The sequence below is a fragment of the Psychrobacter sp. UBA6291 genome (assembly GCF_002439405.1).
GTDB classification, from domain to species: Bacteria; Pseudomonadota; Gammaproteobacteria; order Pseudomonadales; family Moraxellaceae; genus Psychrobacter; species Psychrobacter faecalis.
This window is the reverse complement of record NZ_DJUD01000057.1, coordinates 38,373-62,170: the sequence shown is the minus strand read 5'-3', so window position 1 is coordinate 62,170 and position 23,798 is coordinate 38,373. Positions and strand designations below refer to the sequence as shown.

Sequence of the window (23,798 nt, the reverse complement as noted above, 5' to 3'; positions counted from 1 at the left end):
CTTTACATAGTAAACCGTACTTTTTCAGGAATTAATTAAGCGCAAAAGTGCATTTTTAAGATTTTTATCGGTGGTGACATGCTCTGCAGCCTGTGATATAGTCCGCTTTGTGTTTTGGCTAAGGGCCTGATTTTCATGGGCTTTACGAGGCTTTGATGAGGTCGCTGATAACGCTTTTGATGATTTAGAATAATTATTATGAGCGGGAATATTGGCTACGACGACGCGAATTTGCTTGAGTTGTTTAAATGTAATCGACTGCTCTGTTAATACCTGCAAATAGGCGTTCTGTAAATAGCGAATATGATTGGCAGCGGTCATCGAGTCCACACTGAGTATAAGTTGCTCAGCGGTTAAGCCCACGACCCAGCAGTTATTGAGGATTTCCTCAGGTAGACAATCTACCAAAAGCTCTTTTACCTCGGTCGTTGCTTGTAGATATAAACGCATATTGTCAGCAAGAGTTTGTGGTAGTGCGCTACCGGCAAAAGCTTGATGATCAATCAGTTTAGCAAGTCGGTTAGGTTGTTTCTTTGACATCGTAAACACTCATCTTCTAGGTGACAGCAGCGATATTCATCATAAACAGCGAGCTTTTGTACTACGGATTTTATCATGTTTATTTCATGGTCATCTTCCCTAAATTAATTCATGCTTTGTCACGGACGGCGAGCAATCCTGTATTTACAATAGGTAGTAAATTTATGAAACAAGCTTTATTAATTTTGTCAGTATTGGGAATGGGTATAGCACAGACGAGTGGTGCTGTCGAAACAACCTTTCAACCAAATAATACCTTGAGTCATACCATTACAAATATCTCTACTTCTGCGAACTACGGTTCAAGTCGCAATATCTATAGCACCAATAGCGGTGCTTATGTTTCTAGCAATGACGAAATCAGTCAAGCGATTGACAATCTTAGTGCGCATGCAAAACAGAAAGAATACCAGCTTGCTTCGCTAACCAGCCGCTTATCTTATGAGCAGCGTCAGCAGCAAGCAAAATCAGTACCTGATCGTTATTCTGCTCCTGCTATCGCCGCTGCCAATGCCTCACGCGTTGCGCGCTCAAGCAGCACAGGTTACTGTGCCCGTTACGTCCGTAAAGCATTACAATCAGCAGGTTACGAGTTTACGCCAAATCCGTCAGCCTATCAGTATGCCTCTCGTGGTACGCTAGCCCAAGCTGGCTTTGCTAAAATCAGTAATAACATGCCGCCACAAGTAGGCGATGTTGTGGTTTATGATCGCAGCTCAAAGCATCCGCATGGTCATATTCAAATCTTTGATGGCAATGATTGGATATCTGACTTCCGCCAGAGTAGCATCAGCCCATATAGCGGTGTATACAGTTATACCACTTGGCGCGATTCTAAATACGTTGACGATGCATCGAACCGCGGTATCTATCTTGCTATGGTTGACTAATCAGCAAGTGTGAATTAACGATTATAGATTTTAGAATTCAGTGTTTTCTCCGAACCCAGTAATGCTCTTGATGGCATTACTGGTTTTTTTATGTATTAAATTCAGAAACATAAAATTAGAAAGCGTGAGAGGAAAATGTAGAGTGCATTAACGTTTTAAGAGGATTGCACCATTGCGGCCTATTTATCAAATACTGGCCAATACTGCATGTCGTGAAAATCTGGCGGGGCGGCGTGATTGGGCGCGAAATATAATGCCGTCTTACCAAGTTTAGTATCAAAGCTTAAAATTACACAAGGATGGAGGTATTCAATGCCAATCTCATCGTTGGTAGTCTGTACTTGGGATAATTGGTTTAATGATAAATAAAAGCTACGCTCGAAATGATAAGTTTTAGCGCCAGCTGCTAATGGATCATTAAAAGAGGGGGTTGGGATTGAACCCGCTTGCAGCGCTGCGTTGTCAGCGGCGTTACTCACTGAGAAGGGAGTAGCTGTCCAATCAATAGAAGCCCGTGTTTGCCCATTTCCTTGTAAAAGCGGCGTCGGCGGTAATGTCGCAGGCTTACGATAGTCGGCAAATTGATAAAGCGCATAACGGCCGTCAGGACTAGCGTTTATTTCCATATAAGGGTTTGTTTGAATATTATCTTTATCTATCGTAACGGTGCTGTTTATCAACTCGCCCGCTAAAAAGCACTCAAGACAAGTCTGTTCCCATAAATAATCTGCAAAACCTACTTGTTCAGCTTGCCAGTTTGGCCAGTATAATTGCGCTGATAACGATTTAAGCGGTAGCGTTATGCAGTAATCAAGCTGTAATTGCCATTCTGTAGGCTGGGCAATTACAGCTCTATTGACCAAAGTTGCGACTACTTCTACTTCGATGCCTTGTAAGTCTGCTATGGTGACACCTAGCTGCTCGGCATCAGCGGCTAGCGTATCAGTTGCTAAGCATAAATTAAAAATTTGGCTCATAGGTCGATAATATCCAGAGTTTAATATCAGTAGCGCATTATAATATTTGTAGTATTTTATTTAGAACTGACTATGAATAGCATAAAAGCCGCGAGCAAATGCAGCGCGGCTTTTATTCAATAAGATAGAACATAAGCTAAAATTAAATAGGTAGCTTATTTATTGGGCGTGACGCGCAAGGTTTGACAGCTTTGGATTGGCGTTTGGGTTTTGACGCAGTAACAGCGCCATACGGCCAATTGAGTGTATCAAAGACGCATTAGCCGCTGCGGCAAGCTCAGCGCCGATGACATCGCGCTCTTCTTTGCTGCCAGCTGGCAATTTTACTTTGATAAGTTCATGATCGGTCAAAGCGCGATCAATCTCTTCAGCGATGCTTGGGGTAATGCCTTTATTGCCAATCATAACAATCGGTTTTAGGTCATGACCAATGCCTTTTAGGCGTTTAACGGTAGCGTTATCGAGTTGCATACTATTCCTAGATGTTGGTAAAAATAAAAGCAGGTGCTATTGCGAGCAGATAATGACCATTATAGATAATCTATGGTCACCTTGCATGAGATCAGCAGGATTTTGCACGATTTTACGTGATGAAAATGTTAAACTGAAAGTATAAGTACATTATAAACGCTACAGGTTTATAAAGCAGTGTTTTTGCCAAGAGAATTTAGCGGTTAAAGAGTAATGAGACAGATACAAGATTTCGTTGTTCAGCAATAGCGTAATGATATGCTGATAAAAGCGCTTTTATAGATAATTAATAGACACTTATTAAAAATGTCATAAACAATCCCTTTATAAACCGCCAGTCGTGTTTTACAAACGATGTATTTGCAAGCAGGTATATTACCAGACAATAGGAGCAGTCATTTTGGTCACGCGTATTGAAAATAAAAAATTGTCAAAAAGCAGCAGTGCTTGGATGCAAGAGCATATTGACGATCCTTATGTGAAAAAAGCCCAAAAAGATGGCTACCGTGCCCGCGCTGCTTATAAATTGCTGGAGATAAATGAGAAAACCAACCTGATTAAAAAAGGCATGACCGTCGTTGACTTGGGCAGTGCGCCCGGCAGTTGGTCGCAAGTCGCTGGCAAATTGGTCGGTGAAAAAGGCGTCCTGATTGCCTCGGATATACTGCCGATGGATACCTTGCCCGACGTGACCTTTATTCAGGGTGATTTTCGTGAGGCAGATGTGTTCGAGCGTATCATGGCAGAAGTCGGCAACCGGCAGGTCGATGTGGTGCTATCAGATATGGCACCCAATACCGCTGGTAACAGCGCCATTGATCAGCCGCGCATGATGTATTTATGCGAGCTGGCGGTCGATTTCGCGCTGGCAACCTTACCCGAAGGTGGCGCGCTTATTATGAAAGTGTTTCAAGGCGAGGGTACACAAGAATTACGCAAGCAGATGCAGGCAGATTTTAGTAAAATTCGTAGTATCAAACCGGGTGCTTCACGACCACGCTCAAAAGAGATGTTTTGGATTGCCATTAAGTAGTAGGTCGTTTAACTATTTAATAAAAAGGTTTTAACGTCAAGCAGTTGCGCGAATCATCCATCCTATAAAGTGTGATAAAAGGTCACCATAAAGGCTATGATTAATAAGCGTAAAAACGCTACAATCCGTTAACTGAATAAATGTGATTGCTGCTTGAATTATACAGGTTAGCACCACATATCATGATATATTAACTTTGTTTTAAATCTATATTTTTACATCTACGTATCAAGCCTATGTTTTAAGCAAAGTCGTCTGAGAGTAAACGCTTTAACCGCTCAGTTATTCATTTTAGTTCGCCTATTTATCATTTTGCTCAGGTTTTTAGAGTCATTAAACCTAAGTAAAAATAATAATTTGCAGCTAGGCATTGAATAGTGAGCCATACGTTTATATATAGACGTCACGTGTTTAGTAAACACACCAATAAGTAAGGGATGGGAATAACTAGTGAGCGACATGGTAAAAAATACCTTATTGTGGCTGGTGGTGATCGGTGTTTTAGTGCTGGTGTTTAGCGGCTTTGACAAATCATCTGAGCCGGATAATCTTAACTACTCGGAGTTCGTGACCGCCGTGTCAGAAAACCAAGTAGCCAGTGTTGAAATCGATGGCGAGCAAATCACCGGCGAGAAGAAAAATGGTTCATCATTTGAGACCATTCGTCCAGCTGTGACTGATGATCAGCTAATGCCACTATTGCGCGAAAACCAAGTTGAAGTGCAAGGCACCGCGCCTAAGCGTCAAAGTGTTTTGATGCAACTGCTAATAGCCAGTTTCCCAATTTTATTGATTATTGGTCTGTTTTTATTCTTTATGCGCAATATGCAGGGCGGCGCTGGTGGCAAAGGCGGCGGTCCAATGAGCTTTGGTAAATCAAAAGCTAAAATGCTGACTGAAGACCAAATCAAGGTCAACTTTGATGACGTTGCTGGCTGTGAAGAAGCCAAAGAAGAAGTCGTCGAGGTTGTTGAGTTTTTACGCGACCCTGACAAATTTACCAAGCTTGGCGCGACGATTCCACGTGGTATCTTGATGGTTGGTCCTCCAGGTACGGGTAAAACACTATTGGCAAGAGCCATTGCTGGTGAAGCCAAAGTACCTTTCTTCTCGATTTCAGGTTCTGACTTCGTTGAAATGTTCGTCGGTGTTGGTGCCTCACGTGTGCGGGATATGTTCGAGCAAGCGAAGAAGAGTGCGCCTTGTATTATCTTTATTGATGAGATTGATGCAGTCGGTCGTCATCGTGGCTCTGGTATGGGCGGCGGTAATGATGAGCGTGAGCAGACATTGAACCAATTATTGGTTGAAATGGATGGTTTTGAAGGTAACGAAGGCGTTATCGTCATTGCGGCAACTAACCGTGCAGACGTTCTTGATAAAGCACTATTGCGCCCAGGTCGTTTTGACCGTCAGGTGCAAGTAGGTCTGCCCGATATCAAAGGTCGCGAGCAAATCCTTAAAGTACATTTACGCAAATTACCGAATACTATCGGTGTTGATGCGCATGCATTGGCTCGTGGTACGCCAGGATTTAGTGGTGCGCAGCTTGCCAACCTTGTTAACGAAGCCGCATTGTTTGCCGCGCGTCGTAACAAACGTAGCGTTGATATGAATGATTTTGAAGACGCAAAAGACAAGCTATATATGGGTCCTGAGCGCAAATCCATGGTTATCCGTGAAGAAGAGCGCCGTGCTACTGCCTATCATGAAGCAGGTCATGCGCTAGTTGCTGAGCTATTACCCGGTACTGATCCTGTCCATAAAGTGACGATTATGCCGCGTGGTTTTGCCCTTGGTGTGACTTGGCAGCTACCTGAACATGATCAGACCAGCATGTATAAGTCGAAAATGCTTAACGATATTGCGATATTGTTTGGTGGACGTATTGCTGAAGAAGTCTTTATCAATCAAATGTCAACGGGCGCTTCAAACGACTTTGAACGTGCGACCAAGATGGCACGCGCGATGGTAACCAAATATGGTATGTCAGATGCGTTAGGCATCATGGTTTACGAAGACGATGATAGCTCACAGGGCTACTTTGGTGGCGGTGGTCGGACGATTTCGGAAGCCACGCAGCAAAAAGTTGACGAAGAAGTACGCCGTATGCTGGAAGAGCAATACGATATCGCCCGCGAATTGATTGAAGGCAATCAAGACAAAATGCATGCGATGGTAGATGCGCTGATGAAATGGGAAACCATTGACCGCGATCAGTTGCAGGATATTTTGGCAGGTGAAGAGCCTCGTCCGCCAAGAGTTTATCAGCCTAATGAAGTAGATTTATCGAAAACTGATATTAAACCGACGAACTCTACACCGCCGCCATTACCAGCGATGTAGTTTCTCGTTTATTACAATCTCATAGATAGTCGATAAAAAGCCCTTTTTGATAAAGGGCTTTTTTGTGGGCGTCATTTGACGAAGGCTTTAGGACGGAATAAGATTTGCTGCTATCATGGACGTTTATAATCTTAAACAGTGTAAATACCGCTAACACAATTCTTTAAAATACAATTTATCATGGATAAGTTATGTCATTATTCCAGCCTTTACCTAATTATAAAGTGTCGAGCCGCGATAAAACTTTAGATTTATCACAGCCGCATGTTATGGGGATCTTAAACGTGACACCTGATTCCTTTTCTGATGGCGGACGGTTTACTGCGATTGATAGCGCCATCATTCACGCTAAAGACATGATAGGCGCGGGCGCAACCATTATAGATATTGGCGGTGAGTCTACGCGCCCCAATGCCGCTGCTGTGTCTACCGAAGAAGAAGTGCAGCGTGTCGTGCCAGTCGTCAAAGCGATTCGCCAACAGCTAGGCGATATAGGTAAGGATATTTGGTTATCTATTGATACCAGTAATCCTATCGTTATGCAGGCAGCGTTTGAAGCAGGCGCTAATATTTGGAATGATGTTCGCGCGCTGAAGCGTGAAGGCGCAGCAGAGATGGCAGCTAAGCTTGATGTTCCTGTCATGCTGATGCACATGCGCGGTGAGCCTACGACAATGAACAATCTTGCTCAGTATGATGATGTGATTAAAGAAGTCAGTACCGAGCTAACAGCGCGTATCGCTGAAGTGACAAACGCGGGCGTCAAGCGCGAAAAAATCATTATCGATCCAGGTTTTGGCTTTGCAAAAAACTATGAGCATCATTGTGCGTTATTAAGTCAGCTCGAACGCTTGCAAACGCTCGGATTGCCAATGATATTTGGTATTTCACGTAAGCGTTTTTTAGCCGAAGTGTTGAGCAGAAGTGGAGTAGAAGCGCTTGCCAATACTCAAGCGTTAGAGCGTGACGCGGTAGGAACGGCGGCGGGGATTTTTGCACTACAACAGGGCGCTAGTATTATCCGCACCCATAATGTCGCTATGATGCAGCAAGCGGTGACGCTATGGCAGCAATTATCGGCGTATAATCAAAGCTGATAGGCTAATAGCTTTTTATAAGCTGGCTGTTGCTAGATTGCCTTTTATAGACGAGGCTTTTATAAGCACGGCTGACTCCTGTTATTTATTAATCTTACTATTTATTTAACGTATATTTAGTTAAATGCCATTTAAACCTATGGGAATATTTTTATGACGATTAGCAATCAACCAGAGCCAAACAAGCAACCAGAACCCACCCTCGAGCAACGCCGCATTATTTATCAAGCACGCCGTGGCTTAAAAGAATTGGACTTTTATATTGATCCTTATATTAAAGAGTTATATTTAACCGCTGACCCGAGTGAACAGGCGACTTTCGCAGAAATGCTGACCCATGAAGACCCAGATTTATTGGATTATTTTACCAACCAAAGCCGTCCAGAAAATGCAGCGATATGGGATTTGGTTAATAAAATTAAAACATGGCGTCATAGTAAAAGTTAAACGTAACCGTTGAGGTTTTTTCAAAGTACCAGCCTTTTAGATAGAGGCTTTGAATACATAAAATCCTGCTTGGATGCTAACGATGACATTGCTAAGCTCCTTACGTATCGACGCGCCAATCCAGCCTGCGAGCCGTATACGTTTGATGTTTTATCTGCTTTTGGCCAGTGCGCTGCTAATATTGGCAGCGCTTGCGTCATTGGCGTTGTGGCAGTATGTACTCATATTGATTGTAAGTGCCGCTGCCCTAAGCTATTTAGCGCTATCGCGACCGATTTTACTACATCTAAGCCAGCCGCCCTTAAATAAGAGCATCTATCAACATTGGCAACTTCTGATGCGGAGCAGTCGCGGCGATAACTTGTGGCAAGCTGAGCTGGTCGCAGTCAGCAGCTATTCTTGGGTGATATGCTTTAAATTTATTGTCAAAGAACCTTATCAGCGCCCTTTAGCAGTCGCGATATTTCGGGATCAAGTCAGCGCCGAGCAATGGCGCAAATTGTCCATTTTAGCCCATAGCGTTTCTGCCAAAACGGCGTAAATAAAGACTACGCATTACGAAAATAATACAAGTAGCGCCATCTATATGGTGCAATTCTTTATATATCTTTTCCTACCTCTCATTTCATCCTTTCAATCACTAACATGCCGCTACATGCCATAACAAAACGTCTATCTAGGCTAGGTAACGGTTTTGCTATAGTGGAGATAATCGTCAAACTCTTATTTGTTTTATTATTTAAGGATTTGCCATATCCGTGGCGAATAGATTTTTAGATGAGTAAAGAAGATCAGATATTCGACGATAAATGATTCATAATAAAAGGAATATATCATGAGCTTACTAGGAAATTTAGTCAGTCAAGTGGCGCGCAGTGCCATGGACCCAGAGGATAGACAACGCAATCCGGTCAACCAACGTATCAATCCACGCCGCACCGGTGGACTTGGCGATATATTGGGTAGTGTATTAGGTGGCGGCACCCAGCCAAGTGGCTACAATCCACAGCAGTATGAGCGCCGCAGTGATAATAGTTTTGGCTTAGATGATATTATTGGCGGATTAGCAGGCGGTAATCAACGAGGCGGCAATATAGGAGCTGGTGGTGGACTTGGGGATATTCTAGGCGGTGTACTTGGCGGTCAGACGACAAGAGGTGGCTTTGGCGGTAAAGGCATGCTAGTTGCTTTCCTCATGCCGATGGTACTCAGCTGGATTAAGCGCAATGGTGGTTTGAGTGGCGCTTTATCAAAAATCACTGGCATGGGCTATGAGAATCAAGCGCGTTCTTGGATGAGTAACCAAGAAGTCAATGATAACCTTGATCCTAATGAGATCACGCGTTTATTTGATGAAAGTGAGATTCAGCAGGTAGCGGCGCATACCGGCGCAAATGAGATGGAAGTCCGCCAAGGTCTAGCTGAGCTACTGCCTGAGGTTATGAACCAATTAACGCCAAATGGCAATTTGGAAAATGAACCTGAAGCCAATGAAGAGATTGACCAAATTATCAATCAGTTATCAAATCGATTAGGCACATTAAAGTAAAATAATTGTCCTTTATAAATCTTCCTTTCCGTCATTAAGAAAAGAGTGCATATACATGCGCTCTTTTTTTGTTTTAGCTTAGCAAAAATACTTACATTCTAACGCGATAAGGGCGCAGAGTTTTCTATGTGAGTCGAGTGCTAAAAAGATAGATATGTTAAGAACCGTGACTAAAGTCGCTAAGAAGATTCAAAAAATTTATGATAACGGTATAATTTATTTAAGGCTACTTCATAGCTTTGCATGTTATTACCCAGTTTCTTTAAAAAGCTTTATATAAAGTCATGCGATATAAAGGTATAAGTATTTTACAAGGATATTACTCATGCCATTTAAGCCTATCCAAGCAGCAATTGCCATCTTAGTTGGTTTGATTATCTGGTTTGTGATTCCTGTACCAAATGGGGTAACACCAGAAGCATGGCATATGCTGGCTTTATTCATCGCCACTATTGTGGCCATTATCGGTAAAGTCTTGCCCATCGGGGCGATTGCCATTATCGCCGTTATGTTGGTGGCGCTGACTGGGGTGACTAATGACAGTCCAAAAGACGCCATCGCTGATGCCTTATCGAGCTATTCAAGCCCGCTGATTTGGCTCATCGGTATTGCGGTAATGATATCGCGAGGACTTATAAAAACGGGTTTGGGGCGGCGTATTGCTTATTACTTCATCTCGATATTTGGAAAAAAGACCATTGGCGTTGCTTATTCGTTAAGCGCAGCGGAGCTGATGATAGCGCCGATTACCCCTTCTAATACCGCTCGTGGTGGCGGTATTATTCACCCCATTATGCGGTCAATTGCGCAAAGCTTTCATTCAACGCCAGAAGAGGGCACGCAAAATAAAATTGGCCGTTATCTAGCGATGGTTAATTATCACGCTAATCCGATTACTTCTGGTATGTTTATTACCGCCACCGCGCCAAACCCACTGGTGGTAGATTTGGTCAATAAAGCCACAGGGAGTGAGATTCAGCTGTCATGGACGACGTGGGCAGTGGCCATGTTTATACCGGGGATGCTCTGTTTATTATTGATGCCGTTGGTTATTTATCTGATTTATCCGCCCGATGTCAAAGTCACCCCAGATGCCAAACAGTTTGCTAAAGACAATCTAAGCGAGATGGGGCAGGTGAGCACGCAGGAAAAAATCATGTTGGGCGTCTTCGCTTTAATGCTGATATTGTGGGCCAATATTCCAGCACTAATCTTTGGTGAACAATTAAGTGTCGATGCGACAACCACTGCTTTTATCGGTTTGACGGCGCTCATACTGACAGGCGTATTAACATGGGATGACGTGCTTAAAGAAAAATCAGCATGGGATACCATTGTATGGTTTGGGGCACTGATTATGATGGCGTCTTACCTCAATAAATTAGGCTTGGTTGGCTGGTTCTCAAGTAACATCGAATCAATGATTGGCGTGATAGGCGTAGGCTGGATCGGCGCTGTGGTGATTTTGACGTTGGTTTATTTGTATATTCATTACTTTTTTGCCAGTACCACCGCCCATATTACCGCCTTGTTTGCTGCTTTTTATGCAGTAGGGTTAAGCTTAGGTGCGCCGCCGATGTTATATGCACTTATTTTAGCAGCGGCAGGCAATATCATGATGACGCTGACCCATTATGCAACAGGTACGGCGCCGGTTATTTTTAACTCGGGCTATGTGACCCTAGGAGAGTGGTGGATTATCGGCGCCATCATGAGTGTGGTCAATCTTGTGGTATGGATAGGCGCTGGTTTGATTTGGTGGAAACTGCTTGGTTATTATTGATAAATAGACTGACAATATTATGAATCATCGATGAGTTTGCTCAAATTGGTTAGAAGCGCTCATTTAAGGTACCTAACGTATAATTTAACGCCTCAAAGCAGATATCGGTATTGAAGCCACGATATTGCAAAAATCGTAGCTGGCGTGCTTTGTCTTTTTGCTCAGTGGGGATGTCATCGCCATATTTTTTGGTACGGGCGGTGACCGCAAGTTTTAGCCAATCGACGCCTTCGACCAAGTTATCGGTATCCTCATCGATAAATTCACTAAACTCTTCCGATTCGGCATTGGCCATGTCAATCAGCTCATCAATATTGCCGGGCATGGCTATCTTTTTATGATAGAACTCTTGCTTAATACGAGCGCGTCCGCGTCCTTTACGGATATTTTCTCGTATCAGCATCAACGTGGTACGATAGTCGCTTTGATAGCCTTTTTCTGCAAACTCATCAAGTAGGGCATCGATTTTATCGGGGTCTTGCTCTTTGTCTAGGAGCTTTTGTTTCAGCTCGGCTTTGCCGTATTCACGGCGTGACAAATAATAAAATGCCAACCAGCGCAAACGGCTTTCGGCTTTGATGGCGTCGATATCCGCTTGCCGTTGCTCAGGCGTACGCAAATAGGCTTTAAGCGCTGCAGGTAGGTTGTCTGTTTGATTATTAGCTTGATGGTTTAATTCACTATGACCGTTAGCAATATTGCTATCTGTATGCTCATTATCTTCGCTATCATGAACATCATGCTTAACCTCGGCAAGTAGCTGTTTAATGCTTTGCGCTTCTGGTGGCTGATAGGAAGGTACGTTATTAGGCTCAGGAATGAAATTTGCCGCTGGATGAAAGCTTTTTTTGCGCTTTTTGTTTTTATAAGATTTTTTATTATAAGAGGAAGAAGAGGCAAGCGAGTCTATATCCGTTATAGCATCGTCCTGTAAAGGTGTTGCTTCTTTTTTTGTATAAGTCGTACGTTTAGCCGTTTTTCTAGGCTTGTCTGGATAGGAGCTCTGAGTGTGTTTGAAAGACTCAGAGGAGTTGGTAGACTTTTTGGATTTGGCAGGAGTAGCACTCGCTGAATCGGCTTCCGACTCAGCGAGTATTTCAGCTAAGGTTTTAATTTTCATAATCAATCATGATAGACAATCATATTCTACAAAAAATCTATTATTGCACAGGCTCAGGAGCAAAGTCTTGTTCAGGATCTTCCTCGTTTGGAGCTTTATTAGGGTCGACTACTCCGAGTTTTTCAGCCCGAATTTTCGCTTCGATCTCTTCAGCAATTGCAGGGTTTTCTTTTAAAAACAGTACCGAATTGGCTTTACCTTGGCCAATTTTTTCATCGCCATAGCTGTACCAAGAGCCTGCTTTGCCAACTGCGCCAATCTCAACGCCCAAATCAATCACTTCTGCTAGATGGTTGGTACCTTCACCATAAGTGATTTCAAATTCAGCTTGACGGAATGGTGGCGCCATTTTGTTTTTGATGACTTTGACACGGGTTTGGTTACCGATAATATCATCGCCATTTTTCACCGCCCCGATACGGCGGATATCCATACGTACGGACGCATAGAATTTTAGTGCATTACCACCGGTTGTGGTTTCAGGACTACCAAACATAACGCCGATTTTCATACGGATTTGGTTAATAAAGACCACCATGCAGTTCGAGCGTTTGGCATTACCAGTGATTTTACGCAGTGCTTGGCTCATCAAACGTGCCTGCAAGCCCATGTGCGAGTCGCCCATTTCTCCTTCGATTTCTGCTCGCGGGGTCAGCGCTGCGACTGAGTCGATGACAATCATATCAACTGCCCCTGAGCGCACCAACATATCGGTAATCTCAAGTGCTTGCTCACCATTGTCTGGCTGTGACACGAGTAAATCGTCCGTATTTACCCCAAGTTTACGGGCGTAAACTGGGTCAAGGGCATGCTCAGCATCGATAAAGGCACAAACGCCGCCTTGTTTTTGGCATTCGGCAATCGCTTGCAAGGTCATGGTAGTTTTACCAGAGCTTTCAGGACCGTAAATCTCAATGATACGACCTTTTGGCAAACCACCGATACCAAGCGCGATATCTAAACCCAATGAGCCGGTAGAAACCACATCGGCGTCAAGCGTGGCTGACTCGTCACCAAGATGCATAATAGTGTTTTTACCAAATTGCTTTTCAATTTGACCTAATGCCGCTTTGAGGGCTTTGGCTTTATTTTCGTCCATGTAGGACTCCTTGTGAAAAATAATAAATATAAAATGGTTTAGTTATGTAAAACGTGGCTTTTAAAACGATAGGTTTAAAGCGTTTGTTAAATAACGACTTGCTCAGTGAAATCACTCACGACTTTCATCATCAGTAAACGACACATTTGGCAAGTTTGAGGTAGAGGGTTATAGTGGGTTTAAGACAGTGATATCGGCTATATCACCTTACTATACAGTAAAAACGAATCATGATAAAAGCAAAAAAAAGTTCATAGATGCTAATGCTCATTTGCCATAATAATGGCTGTAGGTTTATCTTTGCGATACTGGTCGCGCTATCCTGTGTTATATCGCTGTTGTTTAGATAAGGCTATTATAACAAAAACCAAGCCCAATATTTAGCGTAGTAAGCGGCTAAACGACAGTTAATGTCGCCTATTATTCTACTGATATTATGACGAAGTAGTTATGCTTTATCCTATATTTCGAACTTAATAACAGGGCTGTTTGTCAATAGTTTTATGAGTTGTCCACAATAAAAAAAGTATTTTTATTTGTAGGTTGTGAAACATTGATAGGCTTTAAATTAATTTGAAAAAAATTAAAAATATATTATTTATCTTTAAAATATGTTGTAAGTTATTGATTTATAAGGTTTTTAAAATTGTACAAAAAATGAACGATTTTACCTAACCCTTTAAGCTATCTAAGGAAATGCTTGTCAAGTAGCGACTTATACACAGGGTTATCCACAGCTTATGGGGAGAACTCCGCAAACCCTTATGTTACCGATGTTTGCGCAGACATAAAAACTTAGAGACAGGCGAAATATTGATGATTTCTATTTTTGCAACTTTAAATTTAATAAAAAAATTGTTCTGTTACGCCTATGTTTCACATAATGCCTGCGCCTACAGGGAATTCAATAACAGCCTTGAATGGCTCAACATCTTGAAAACGACATGCAAAGCCTTATATGTCAAGGGCTATGCTAAAAGTAGCAAAATTCAGCTAAAAGCGGAAAAATGAATTGGCATAAAAAAACGGCTAAGTACGTTATTAGTATCTTAGCCGCTATCGTGCAGGAATGCTAGGGTTACGCTACCAAGCCTAATCCTTGATATAGATCAAATCCCAAACGCCGTGTCCGCGCTCTAAACCGCGGCGCTCAAACTTAGTCATTGGACGAAAGTCAGGACGGACGGTGAAATTACCTGCGCCTGCTTGATTGGTCAGTCCAGCAAAAGCATCTAAAACCTCAACCATCCAAAAGGCATAATGTTCCCAGTCGGTCGCCGTATGGAACCAGCCGCCTTGTTTTAAGCTGCGCGTAACAATTGTCATGCGCTCAGGACTGACAAAACGGCGTTTGTAGTGGCGCTTTTTTTGCCACGGATCAGGGAAGTAAAGCTGAATGCGGTCGATATGATTTTCTGGTAGCTGCTTGAGCAATTGGATGGCATCACCGTTGATGATTTTAACGTTGGTTAACCCTTGCGTCCCTGCCATATAGGCGCATTTACCGATACCTGGCTCATGGACTTCAACACCAACAAAATTGTGCGTCGGCTCTGCGGCGGCCATCTCGATAAACGAATCGCCTAGGCCAAAACCAATCTCTAAAGTCAGCGGCGCATCACTGCCATTCGGGCTATCTGCAAATAACGCGCGTAAATCGTTAATGCCCTCAAGATTGCCATCTCCGAAACTGTTATTGACCAAGTAATGCGCAAACTCTGGCGCAGTCAGTGCCAGCTCGGCATTCTTATTCATGTGCGTACGGCGCTTCATAAAGGTATTAACGATACGAATGTGCTTGTCAGTTGACTCTTCAGTCTGACTGCTGGCATCAGTATCCACATCCACGTTATCAGTATTAACGCTATCAGTATTGATGTTAGAAGCGGTTTGCATTTCGGTGTTCATGGTATCAGCGGGATTAGGGTTTTGCGCATCAGTCGTATCGTTACCACTACTATTGATGTCATTGTGCTTAGGATGTTGACTCATAGGATTAACAAAGCTTAATTAAGTAGATAAAGTTGCCTCATTATAAGTGAAATCTTCACCACTGTGAACGCACAATACAGTTTTAGCGCACCCGCCATAACGCTTATAACTTTATAGGCTGTTTGTATATATAGGTTTCATATATATAGGTTTTCTACGCAGGGCTTTTGGCGTTATCATATAGCCAGCATGTTTTAAAAAGAAGGGTTTAAAAATAACCACTTAATAAGAAACGTTAGATAAAAAAACGATATATAAATCCGCGCGTTAACATTTATGCTTAATAATCAGTAAGGCCTATCACCATGTTATTTATCGAGACGGATTCGCCGCCACCGTTTTATCAAGAACAGCTGAGCGCTGCTAAACGCGAACAACTGGATAAATGGTTTATCAGTCAGCGTAGCCAGTCGTATTATCTTAAACGCTTTAAGGAGTTTGATGAACAAGGCTACCTGTCGCCTAAATGGCACTGGGCGGCGTTCTTTGTCACCTTTCCTTGGCTGCTGTATCGCAAGCGCTATATGGATGCGATTGTATATAGCGTCGCAGGTTGGTCATTTATTCAACTGAATGTGGCGCTGATACTGGTAGCGTTTGAGTTTGTGGCGATGCCTTTTATTGCCGATGCGTATCAGATGAGCATACGGGTCGCTATCGCGGCGCTGATTTGGCTGTTTTGGTCGTTTATGGTGGCACGTTGGACGGATGCTTATTATTACCGCATGGCACGGCGCGAGATTGCGGATGCTATCAATGATTATCCGCGCGATGAAGCGGCGCAAAAAGCGCATTTAAAAAAGGAAGGCGGGGTCAGTCTATTTGGCTTGGGCTTAGGCTTTGGATTTTTTGCTTTTGCGTTAATGGTGATAAAGGTGCAGTTTTTGCCCATTGTCGCCAAGCCTAAAGAAAATGAAATATTATTTGATGCGTACGATACTGCTAAAACGGCACAAAATCGTGTGGCGCTTAGCTATCGGCAAACAGGACAGTGTCCGCTTAATCTGCCTTTAGATATGGGCACAGAGCAAGTCAATATCGCAGTTGATACTAAAGCTGCTGGCGTGACAAACACTGATTGCGCAGTTATCGCTACCATTCAAAACGTCAAATTTCCATTACGTTATTTAAATGAGCAGACGCTGGTTTTTTATCATCTGCCCGATAGCGATAATTGGCGCTGTACAACCTCGCTAAATAAAAGGCAAGCGCCTAAAGGCTGTAGCGAGGATTAATAAACGATAAAACTATAATAGCCGTTAGTTTTTAGAATCGGCGGTCAGATTGTCTTTTTCATCGGCGGGTATGGATTGGCTTTTTAGCGCGTCATAAAAGTCCGTCAAATCCATTTTACGGGCTTTATCGATATCTTCATCAAATAAGCTCTCAAGCTCCGCTATGGCTGATTGTGCCGATTCAATCATACTGGCTTCGTCGTCATAAATCGCTCGCTGGCGCTCGATCAAATCATCATCATAATCGCGGAAAGTTTGGACAGTCTCGCGCGCTTTTTCTGCTGAGATACCAAGTAGCTGTAATGATTCACGCGACATATCTAAAGACGATAAATAGGTCTCACGCCAAATATGACGGACGCCGACTTCACGCAAACGGTAATAATGCTGGCGGTCACGGGCGCGTGCTAAGACAATCATATCAGGATAGTTTTTACGCAAATATTGAGCGGTGGTAATAGAGCGCTCTACATCGTCGATGGCAAGGATAAAAACGCGTGCTTTTTTGATACCGGCGGCGCGTAGAATCTCGGGGTTTTTTGGATCGCCATAATAGACTTGGTTACCAAATTTACGCACAAAATCAACGCGATTTGCCGAGCGCTCAATCGCTGTAAATTCGATGTTGTGCATGCGCAGCACGCGACCGATAATCTGACCCACACGACCAAAACCAGCAATAATCACCTGATGCTCATCGTCGGGAATGGTATCGTACTCGCGGCTGGGTTTTCTTTTGGCAAAGAGCGGTTCACCGATTTTTTCTAAGAGTAAAAATGCCAGTGGCGTGAGCGCCATGGAGATGGTGACGATAAGGTTTAGGGTGTTGCCAAGTTCGGGGCGTAGGACATTTTGCGCGCTTGCCACACTGAATAATACAAAGGCAAACTCACCACCTTGAGCGAGGGTAACTCCCAAACGAATACTGGTCGGCCAGCGATTGCCCGATACTTTTGCAATGGCGGTAATCACCGCAAATTTAATCACCATCAACGCCATAGCGCAGCCAATAATAAAGATAGGCTTTGCTAAGATGAGTTTGACATCGGTGAGCATGCCGACCGACATAAAAAACAGCCCTAACAGCAAGCCTTTAAACGGCTCAATACTGGCTTCTAGCTCGTGACGATATTCAGAATCCGCCAGCAATACGCCAGTCAAGAACGCACCCAATGCCATCGATAGGCCAATTTGCCCCATTAAAATAGACACGCCCATGACGATAAATAAAGCGACAGCGGTTAAAAGTTCTGAAGCACCGCTAGATGCCACAAATTTAAAGAAAGGTCGAATGATATAACGGCTAGCAAAGATAAGTCCGGCAAAAACGGCAAATACTTTACCAAAATAAATCAAATCGTAGCTTTGTTCGCGCACCCCTGATAAAAATGGAATGACGGCTAACAAAGGGATAACAGCGATATCTTGGAATAATAGGATCGTAAAAGCTTCACGGCCGTGGGTGCTAGAAAGCTGCTGTTTTTCCGTCAAGATTTGTAGCACAAAGGCAGTCGACGACAAGGCTAAACCAAAGCCAACGATAAAAGCGGTATCAAGCGGCAAGGTAAAAAACTGGTGTAACAGCCACATCAATAGCGTGCCAGACAAACCGACTTGTAAGCCCCCGAGGACAAATATCGAACGCCGTAGCGCCCATAAGCGCGAGGGCTGCAACTCAAGACCGATAATAAACAACAGCATGACCACGCCGAACTCGGAAAAGTGCAATAAGCTCTCGGCGTCGCCCGCAACGTCTAAACCACTGGGGCCCAATATCAAGCCAGTAATCAGATACCCTAACACCGTTGCAATACCGAAACGCTTGCCGAGTGGTACAAACAGCAGCGCTGCTCCCAAGAAAATTGTAGCTTGTAACATCAAGTTTGGTGAGCCGGCGGCGGCAGCGAGCATCTGGAATCCTTAGCGGTAACGATAAAATGAGCAGTAAAACAAAATAGAGCTATAAGTAAAAACTTTTACAGGGTTTACTTTTTACGATAAATCTTCCATACGCCATTGTCTGCCAGCGGATTGCTATAAGCATCGTTACGGCGTTTCCGCGGGGTCTGACGACTGTCGACGATTTTAAAATCAGGTAGGGCATGAACGATAAGCCCCGTACGATAAAAGCGTACGCGCTCAGGTTCTAGCATCTCGCCCTTGGAATCGCGGCAAAATACATAAGCACGCAAATCAATAAATTCACGATGCGCCACCAAACGTGCCTCATCATCATTGTCAAATACGGCACTCATACGGGCGATTTCATCGGCACTATAATCGCCACATTTATCGGTCAGCGCCCCGACCGAGCCAAAACTTTTGGATTCTTTGGCACGGGTCTTGGTCAGATGTAACCTTTGTACATGGTAGATAAATTGCGGTATCTCAAGGCTGGCAGGTAACGGCAGGTAATCGGGCGGTAGATTGGCCGCCGGATAAAAAGCCATCGCACGCTCAAGCAGATTGTGCCAACGCTGCTGATAAGCTTGGACTTCGGCTAAATTGCCTTCATAAATCGGCATATCACGAATTTGCCGCAAAATATCAGGCGGAAACTGCTCATCTCGAAAGCTGGCAATATCTTCTTGCAGCGTCGATAGCAATGCTTTGGCATGCTTTTTACCCTCGCTTGAGATAGGGTCATCAATGTAGCTTGGAGCGACGAAAGGAGCTGAGCGTCTCGACATGGCAGAAAATAATCCAGTAGTGGCAAATTAGGCGTTTCAGCTTTAAGTATACAGAATTTAGATAAAAAATATGGCGACGCGGCCAAATTTCCCATGATTTTTAACATCCTATTACAATGAAAAAAGCCGCCTGATATAAGCTTGTTTAAAATTAAACCTTTTTCTTAGGCGCTGTTTTTATGGATAATGGCTCTAAATATTTCCTAAATTATCATAATCGACGGAGCTTCTTAAGAAGTTTTAGTAGGGTGATTTTAAAAATTACCGGTGCAGGATTGGCGCTAGTATTTGGATTTTGGTTGCTACTGGCGTCAAATATGGGACCGGTTTATCTGCCACAGTTTATGGACGGCGCGCTAGATTTTTGGATTCGCATGACGCTGTTGGGACTGGGGCTGAGTATTTGGCTCATAACAGCAGTTTGGTTCGTTTGTTTTGTGCTGCGTTATTGCCATTACTTAATAAAGTACTATTTGACAAAACGTCGCTTATAAATGAAACATAAATAGACGACGTTTTAATGGATAGTTGGTTTTAATGGATGGTTAGTTTTAATTGATTGTTATAAGAAGGGCATTGTTTTTGATATGTCGTATCTGGCTTATTAATAGCTAATGTTTAAAGTTTAGTGTCTTAGAAATCTTACCTAAAATCATGCCTAATGGTTGTGACCAATATGACTATTGCTATCAGTCGCCTGCTGGGAGATATCGCAGACTAAGGCGTCGCTATGGGTTTTGGTTTGCGGATGCGCTAAGCTTTCAACCTGAATGGTCGCATGGTGAATATCAAGCTCAAGAAGGCTCTGCTCTAAACTGGCAATCAAGATACTCGATTCATAAATACTCATTTCACCATCGACGACCACGTGACACGATAGGGCGTTGAGACCGCTGGTGATACTCCAAACATGTAGGTCATGGATTTTTTGAACTTGTGGATGGGTAAGTAGTTTATCTTCGACTTCTACCAACGAGATGCCTTCTGGTGTGCCCTCCATCAAGATATGTACCGAATCACGTACCACGCGATAACCACTAAATAAAATCAATATGGCGACAATGACTGACGCTGCCGCATCTGCCCAAACCCAGCCAAAGCTCATCATCAAAAGCGCGGCAACGATAGCGGCAACCGAACCCATTAAGTCACTTAATACGTGCAAATAAGCACTTTGCATATTTAAATTAACTGGTGCTTTAGCTTCAGCTTGTCCATCTTGCTGTACATGATTGTCGCCATGGCTATGACTATGTGCATGCCCATGCGTATCAGTGCCGCGACTGCCGCGATGCATCAGCCAAGCGACCACAATATTGACCAGCATACCAATGGTCGCAACAATAAGCATCCCTTGGGTCGCAATCTCAGGCGGCGAGTTAAAGCGTTTAATCGCCTCATAAAAAATCATGATGGCAATAATAACCAGCGTTGCACCATTGACCGTCGCCACCAAAATCTCAAAGCGTTTATAGCCAAAGGTTTTTTGATGGGTAGCCGCTTTTTCACCAATTTTAAAGGCCATTAACGTCGCGCCAAGCGCTACCGCGTCACTGAGCATATGACCAGCATCAGACAGCAGCGCCAAACTACCCGTGAGCCAGCCGCCAATGGCTTCGACAAACATATAGCCTGTAATGATGATAAAGCTAAACAGCAAAGTGCGCTGATAACCCTTGGTGTCGCGCGGTGCAACCGTCTCTTCTAGATGCTCATCGTGGTCATGATGGTGTTGATTATCCTTGGTATATCTGTCTTGAATATTACTATTATCTGCATGATTTTGAGCATGTTTATGGGTATCAATCGCCGCATTCTGATGAGAATGGTCATGTTGTTTAGATTTCGGGCGCTCTTGATTCATAACAATACTCGGGATAATAAAAGGTGAAATAGAGGGTTTATAAAGCTTTGATTGCTTATAAAGTTAGGATTGCTGTCCATAACCAGACAGTTATAGAGAATTTAGCACATTTACTAAAGGCTTGCTGTATCTAGGCAGTAAACGATATAAGGCGAATTTTGGCTAGCGTTCTTTATTGACAGCAATATATAGAGAGATAATTAAAACTGGCGAGGTGTGTTTTAAGATTGAACGTTTACCAGCCGACAGGGTCGATATCTAAGGTCAGTTTTAGATATTTGGCGCTTGGCAAAGCAAGTACAGGTTGCCACCAGTGATTGAGTACCCTATGTAATTGCTGTCGGTCTTTGCCTAATAGCAGTAATTGCGCGTGGTAGCGACTGTTCTTTTTACTCATCGGCGCATCGATAGGGCCGAGAACAGCAAGATTATGAGCATTTGGAAGAATACCAACGGCATCTTTTAGCGCTTGCGTGGTGGCAGCTAACGTTTTACCTTCGCAGCGTATTAGGGCAGCATAACTATGCGGCGGCAAGCCCATCATTTTACGCTCTTGCAATAGCTCACGTGCGAATGATAAGTAACCGTCTTTTACCAATTTTAATAACAGCGCATTATCGGGTTGCAGCGTTTGAATAAGCACGCGCCCCGATTTGTCCCCGCGACCAGCACGGCCTGCCACTTGAATCATGAGCTGGGCGGTATGCTCTGGCGAGCGAAAGTCGGCGGACAAAAAACCGCGATCGGCATTAGGCAAGCAGACAAGCGTGACGTTGGGAAAATGATGACCTTTGGCGACCATTTGCGTGCCGACTAAGATGGCAGGTTTGCCTTCATTGATACGCTGATAAATATTCTCCCAGCTATCTTTACCTCTAGTAGTATCGCGATCGATTTGGATAATGGGGTACAACTCTTTGCTGGTTTGTGGATTGGCAAAAATTGCATGCAAATTTTCGCTTAGCCTCGTCGTTCCGATACCTTTGGCGTCCAAATTTTGACTGCCACAATCAGGGCAAACCGTTGGGATATAGGCTTGCCAATCACAGTGATGGCATTTTAAATAAGGGCTGTTTGAATAGGAATTGGATTGCGATTGGCTATTATAATGCACGGTCAAATGCGCATCACAGCGCGGGCAATCCGCTTGCCAACCGCACGCTTCGCATAGCAAAACGGGCGCATAGCCGCGGCGATTTAAAAATATCAATACTTGGTCGCCCGCTTCTAGCGTTTGCCGTATCGCGCCGATAAGCGCATCGGTTAGTCCGGTATCATAACGTGCGCCTTCGTCTGTCGTCTGTTGATGGGTGCTTTGCTGGCGTGCATCAATCAGCTGCATGGTTGCAGGTTTGGCGTTACCAGGGCGAGTTTGCAGTTGGTATTCGATAAGCTTGCCATCATCGACCAGTTTTAGATGCTCAAGCGAAGGAGTCGCAGTACCAAGTACGACGGGAATATTGGCTTGCAGGCCGCGATACAGCGCGACGTCAGCAGCATGATAGCGCAACGTATCTTGCTGTTTATAAGAACCATCATGCGCTTCATCGACGACAATTAAGCCCAAATTCGCAAACGGATACAGCACCGCTGAGCGCGTGCCAATAATGATTTGCGCGCGACCGGTGCGGCAGTCTTGCCAACCTTGCAGGCGGTGGGTATTGTTCATACCCGAATGTAATAAGACTATATGAGCGGCAAAGCGACTGGCAAAGCGCGCGCGCGTCTGCGGCGTCAGTCCAATTTCTGGTACCAGTATCAATACTTGCTTGCCCGCCTCCAAGACCGCTTGCATCGCCTGCAAGTAGACTTCAGTCTTACCACTACCGGTAATGCCATTTAATAAAAACCCCGTGTAGCGATTGGCTTCATGAGCCGCAATAATGCCATCGACTGCAAGCTGTTGCTCCTCATTTAGATCAAGCGGCATTTTTGCTAAAGTAACGGGTGCGGGCGCAGATTTGGCTTCAATATAGCGCTCGATAAGCCCTTTTTCTTCTAGCGCTTTTAAGAAAGGTCGCTGCATACCTTCTAATAATAATACGTCTTCACTAGCGCCGTGCTCGCCGTGTAACTTAAGCATCTCAAACTGTTGTTTCTGCTTTTTGGCATTGCTATGAAAATCATCATCAGTGACGTGCGGTAGGATTCGCCAATGGGTAGTCAGTAAATCTAGCGGCTTACCTTGGCGTACGAGAGTTGGCAACATCACCGCTAACACGTCGCCAAGCGGATAGTGGTAATAACGCGCCAACCAATGGGCCAGCTTTAGCATATTGTTGTCTAAAATGGGCTCAGCATCTAAGCATTTATTAATAGGTTTGAGCTTATTCGTCGGTACGTCGCTAGCCGCTTCTTCAATATGAGCAATGACAATGCCGATTAAGGTTTGACGACCAAAAGGTACCTCAACACGGCTACCAATCGGTGGTAGCGCCATGGGGGCCATGGCAGCGCCATTTGCTAATGTCGGCGTGTTTGCCGGCAAGCGATAGTCAAATACCCGATAAAGGGGCACGGGTAGGGCAACTTGTAGCAACATAACTGGGCTTCGCAGTCTTTTTTCGAATGAATAGAGGATAGTAACAACAACGCAAATCTAAACAGGCACAGACAAATAAGCTTAGCATGAAGCTAAGCTTATTATCATTTATTATAAACCAGT

At 43.9% G+C, this 23,798-nt stretch carries 20 protein-coding genes; 10 read left to right on the top strand and 10 right to left on the bottom strand.

What is annotated here, in order from left to right; translation table 11 throughout:
• Positions 1–24 precede the first annotated feature (24 nt).
• Positions 25–540: a hypothetical protein gene (locus B3R91_RS09830; protein ID WP_286797446.1), complete on the bottom strand. Its 516-nt coding sequence runs from the start codon at positions 538–540 to the stop codon at positions 25–27.
• Positions 541–704: 164 nt separating this feature from the next.
• Between B3R91_RS09830 and B3R91_RS09825 the strand changes: the two genes are divergently transcribed.
• Positions 705–1,430 (top strand): CHAP domain-containing protein, encoded by a 726-nt coding sequence (locus B3R91_RS09825; protein WP_286797445.1) that lies wholly within the window; start codon positions 705–707, stop codon positions 1,428–1,430.
• Between the two features lie 179 nt (positions 1,431–1,609).
• Here the strand turns inward: B3R91_RS09825 and B3R91_RS09820 are convergent, their stop codons facing one another.
• Together B3R91_RS09820 and B3R91_RS09815 are read right to left on the bottom strand one after the other, a co-directional pair.
• Entirely contained in the window at positions 1,610–2,407 is a 798-nt protein-coding gene (locus tag B3R91_RS09820) for a hypothetical protein (RefSeq protein ID WP_286797444.1), read from the bottom strand.
• Between the two features lie 159 nt (positions 2,408–2,566).
• Entirely contained in the window at positions 2,567–2,878 is a 312-nt protein-coding gene (locus B3R91_RS09815) for a YhbY family RNA-binding protein (RefSeq protein ID WP_144296662.1), read from the bottom strand.
• Positions 2,879–3,278: 400 nt separating this feature from the next.
• Between B3R91_RS09815 and B3R91_RS09810 the strand changes: the two genes are divergently transcribed.
• The 7 genes from B3R91_RS09810 (at position 3,279) to B3R91_RS09780 (ending at position 11,133) form a co-directional block, all read left to right on the top strand.
• Complete coding sequence (locus B3R91_RS09810; RefSeq protein WP_144296661.1) at positions 3,279–3,911, top strand: RlmE family RNA methyltransferase; 633 nt, start codon at positions 3,279–3,281, stop codon at positions 3,909–3,911.
• 450 nt (positions 3,912–4,361) lie between these two features.
• Positions 4,362–6,257, top strand: coding sequence for an ATP-dependent zinc metalloprotease FtsH (gene ftsH / locus B3R91_RS09805; RefSeq protein WP_068403805.1), 1,896 nt, complete (start codon positions 4,362–4,364; stop codon positions 6,255–6,257).
• Between the two features lie 191 nt (positions 6,258–6,448).
• Positions 6,449–7,354, top strand: a complete 906-nt coding sequence (gene folP, locus B3R91_RS09800; RefSeq protein WP_286797442.1) for a dihydropteroate synthase — start codon at positions 6,449–6,451, stop codon at positions 7,352–7,354.
• A gap of 153 nt (positions 7,355–7,507) precedes the next feature.
• Entirely contained in the window at positions 7,508–7,801 is a 294-nt protein-coding gene (locus B3R91_RS09795; protein WP_068403808.1) for a succinate dehydrogenase assembly factor 2, read from the top strand.
• An 82-nt stretch (positions 7,802–7,883) separates the two neighbouring features.
• Positions 7,884–8,342, top strand: a complete 459-nt coding sequence (locus B3R91_RS09790) for a hypothetical protein (protein WP_286797441.1) — start codon at positions 7,884–7,886, stop codon at positions 8,340–8,342.
• Between the two features lie 294 nt (positions 8,343–8,636).
• A complete protein-coding gene (locus B3R91_RS09785; protein ID WP_286797440.1) occupies positions 8,637–9,350 on the top strand; it encodes a YidB family protein in 714 nt (237 codons plus the stop codon).
• A gap of 325 nt (positions 9,351–9,675) precedes the next feature.
• Positions 9,676–11,133 (top strand): anion permease, encoded by a 1,458-nt coding sequence (locus B3R91_RS09780; protein ID WP_068403812.1) that lies wholly within the window; start codon positions 9,676–9,678, stop codon positions 11,131–11,133.
• A gap of 49 nt (positions 11,134–11,182) precedes the next feature.
• Here B3R91_RS09780 and B3R91_RS09775 read toward each other — a convergent pair whose 3' ends face one another.
• The 3 genes from B3R91_RS09775 to trmB form a co-directional block, all read right to left on the bottom strand.
• Positions 11,183–12,253, bottom strand: coding sequence for a regulatory protein RecX (locus tag B3R91_RS09775; RefSeq protein WP_286797439.1), 1,071 nt, complete (start codon positions 12,251–12,253; stop codon positions 11,183–11,185).
• A 40-nt stretch (positions 12,254–12,293) separates the two neighbouring features.
• On the bottom strand, positions 12,294–13,352 hold the full coding sequence (gene recA, locus B3R91_RS09770) for a recombinase RecA (RefSeq protein ID WP_286797436.1): 1,059 nt from the start codon (positions 13,350–13,352) through the stop codon (positions 12,294–12,296).
• Positions 13,353–14,444: 1,092 nt separating this feature from the next.
• Complete coding sequence (gene trmB, locus B3R91_RS09765; protein WP_286797492.1) at positions 14,445–15,260, bottom strand: tRNA (guanosine(46)-N7)-methyltransferase TrmB; 816 nt, start codon at positions 15,258–15,260, stop codon at positions 14,445–14,447.
• Between the two features lie 389 nt (positions 15,261–15,649).
• On the opposite strand from trmB, the gene B3R91_RS09760 reads away from it, so the two are divergent.
• Positions 15,650–16,579, top strand: a complete 930-nt coding sequence (locus tag B3R91_RS09760; protein WP_286797435.1) for a DUF2628 domain-containing protein — start codon at positions 15,650–15,652, stop codon at positions 16,577–16,579.
• A gap of 24 nt (positions 16,580–16,603) precedes the next feature.
• Here B3R91_RS09760 and B3R91_RS09755 read toward each other — a convergent pair whose 3' ends face one another.
• A complete protein-coding gene (locus tag B3R91_RS09755) occupies positions 16,604–18,490 on the bottom strand; it encodes a monovalent cation:proton antiporter-2 (CPA2) family protein (RefSeq protein ID WP_286797434.1) in 1,887 nt (628 codons plus the stop codon).
• A 74-nt stretch (positions 18,491–18,564) separates the two neighbouring features.
• Positions 18,565–19,269: a hypothetical protein gene (locus B3R91_RS09750; RefSeq protein WP_286797433.1), complete on the bottom strand. Its 705-nt coding sequence runs from the start codon at positions 19,267–19,269 to the stop codon at positions 18,565–18,567.
• A 248-nt stretch (positions 19,270–19,517) separates the two neighbouring features.
• Between B3R91_RS09750 and B3R91_RS09745 the strand changes: the two genes are divergently transcribed.
• Positions 19,518–19,763 (top strand): hypothetical protein, encoded by a 246-nt coding sequence (locus B3R91_RS09745; protein WP_286797432.1) that lies wholly within the window; start codon positions 19,518–19,520, stop codon positions 19,761–19,763.
• Positions 19,764–19,927: 164 nt separating this feature from the next.
• Here the strand turns inward: B3R91_RS09745 and B3R91_RS09740 are convergent, their stop codons facing one another.
• Positions 19,928–21,133: a cation diffusion facilitator family transporter gene (locus B3R91_RS09740; RefSeq protein WP_286797431.1), complete on the bottom strand. Its 1,206-nt coding sequence runs from the start codon at positions 21,131–21,133 to the stop codon at positions 19,928–19,930.
• A 235-nt stretch (positions 21,134–21,368) separates the two neighbouring features.
• Positions 21,369–23,675 carry a primosomal protein N' gene (locus B3R91_RS09735; RefSeq protein ID WP_286797430.1) on the bottom strand — a complete coding sequence of 769 codons (2,307 nt, stop codon included), beginning with the start codon at positions 23,673–23,675 and terminating at the stop codon, positions 21,369–21,371.
• Positions 23,676–23,798: the final 123 nt, after the last annotated feature.